Source organism: Anoxybacillus sp., assembly GCF_036834105.1.
GTDB lineage: Bacteria > Bacillota > Bacilli > Bacillales > Anoxybacillaceae > Anoxybacillus.
Genome location: NZ_DAITON010000169.1, coordinates 2,238 through 3,928, shown reverse-complemented (window position 1 = coordinate 3,928; position 1,691 = coordinate 2,238). Strand labels below are relative to the sequence as shown.

At 47.3% G+C, this 1,691-nt stretch carries 1 protein-coding gene; it reads right to left on the bottom strand.

The annotated features are described in order from the left end of the window. Positions 1-1,691: excinuclease ABC subunit UvrA (uvrA, locus tag V7Z64_RS12220; protein WP_334110567.1), on the bottom strand; the 1,691-nt coding region annotated here is incomplete at both ends.

The following is a 1,691-nucleotide window of genomic DNA, read 5'->3' as shown; positions in this document are numbered from 1 at the left end:
GAGATTGATCGATATCGATTACTTTATCTAAATAATGAATACCGTAAATGTCTGTATGTTCTCCCGGTTTCACTTTCGCATGATGCAACTTTTGCGCTAACGCTTTATGCAAAATTTCATTAATGAGCGTACTTTTTCCTGAACCCGATACGCCCGTCACCGCCACGAACAATCCGAGCGGAATGCGGACATCGACGTTTTTTAAGTTGTTTTCTCGTGCTCCAATGACTTCCAGCCAACGGCCGTCTGGCTTTCTTCGTTCGAGCGGAAGGGGGATAAATTTTTTTCCTGATAAATATTGGCCGGTTAACGATTGTGGATCGTTCATCACTTGTTCAGGCGTGCCTGCAGCGACGACTTGCCCGCCGTGCGCCCCCGCTCCCGGCCCGATGTCAATTAAATAATCTGCCGCAAGCATCGTATCTTCATCGTGTTCCACAACGATGAGCGTATTCCCTAAATCACGCATGCTTTGTAACGTCGCAATAAGCCGGTCGTTATCGCGCTGATGCAACCCGATCGACGGCTCATCTAACACGTATAACACCCCTGTTAGCCGCGAGCCGATTTGCGTTGCGAGCCGGATGCGCTGCGCCTCTCCACCTGAAAGCGTCCCTGCCGCTCGATTTAACGTTAAATAATCGAGCCCGACATTTTTTAAAAAGCCGAGACGCTCAACAATTTCACGCAAAATTAAATGAGCGATTTTTTGTTCTTTTTCCGTCAATTGAAGCGTTTCAAAAAACGTGAGCGCTTCATTGACCGACATCGCCGTCACTTCGCCAATATGCTTACCGCCGATAAAAACAGCCAAACTTTCTTTTTTCAAACGGTTGCCATGGCACGCCGGACACGGTTGTTCAGTCATATATTTTTCCATTTGTTCACGCACATAATCTGACGTCGTTTCACGATAACGGCGTTCGACGTTGCGCACGACGCCTTCGAACTCCACATACGTTTCACGCACATGACCGAAGTCGTTTTCATAGCGAAAATATATTTTCTCACCGTTCGATCCATACAATAAAAGATCGAGCTGCTGTTTCGGCAACTGTTTCACAGGCACGTCCATATCAATGCCGTAATGACGACATACCGCTTCTAACAGCTGCGGATAATATTGCGAGCTTTGTGGTTCCCACGGCGCGAGCGCGTGTTCACGAAGCGTTAACTCTTGATTTGGAATAACTAAGTCGAGATCGACTTCAAGCTTCGACCCGAGCCCGTCACACGATGGACATGCCCCGTACGGACTATTAAACGAGAAGATGCGCGGCTCTAATTCACCGATAGAAAAACCACAATGCGGGCAAGCATGATGTTCACTAAACAATAGCTCTTCTTGTCCGACGACGTCGACGAGCACTTTTCCTTCCGCGAGCTTTAACGCCGTCTCGAGCGAGTCGGCAAGACGCGACTGAATGCCCTCTTTCATCATGATGCGGTCAACAACGACTTCAATTGAATGCTTTTTATTTTTTTCAAGGGAGATGTCTTCAGATACATCGCGCAATTCCCCGTCGATGCGCACGCGTACATATCCTTGCTTTTTTATTTCTTCTAACGTTTTGACGTGCGTCCCTTTCCTTCCCGAAACGATCGGAGCTAATATTTGCATTTTCGTCCGCTCCGGATACTGCATTAATCGATCAACCATTTGCTCAATCGTTTGCGATGTAATTTCAATG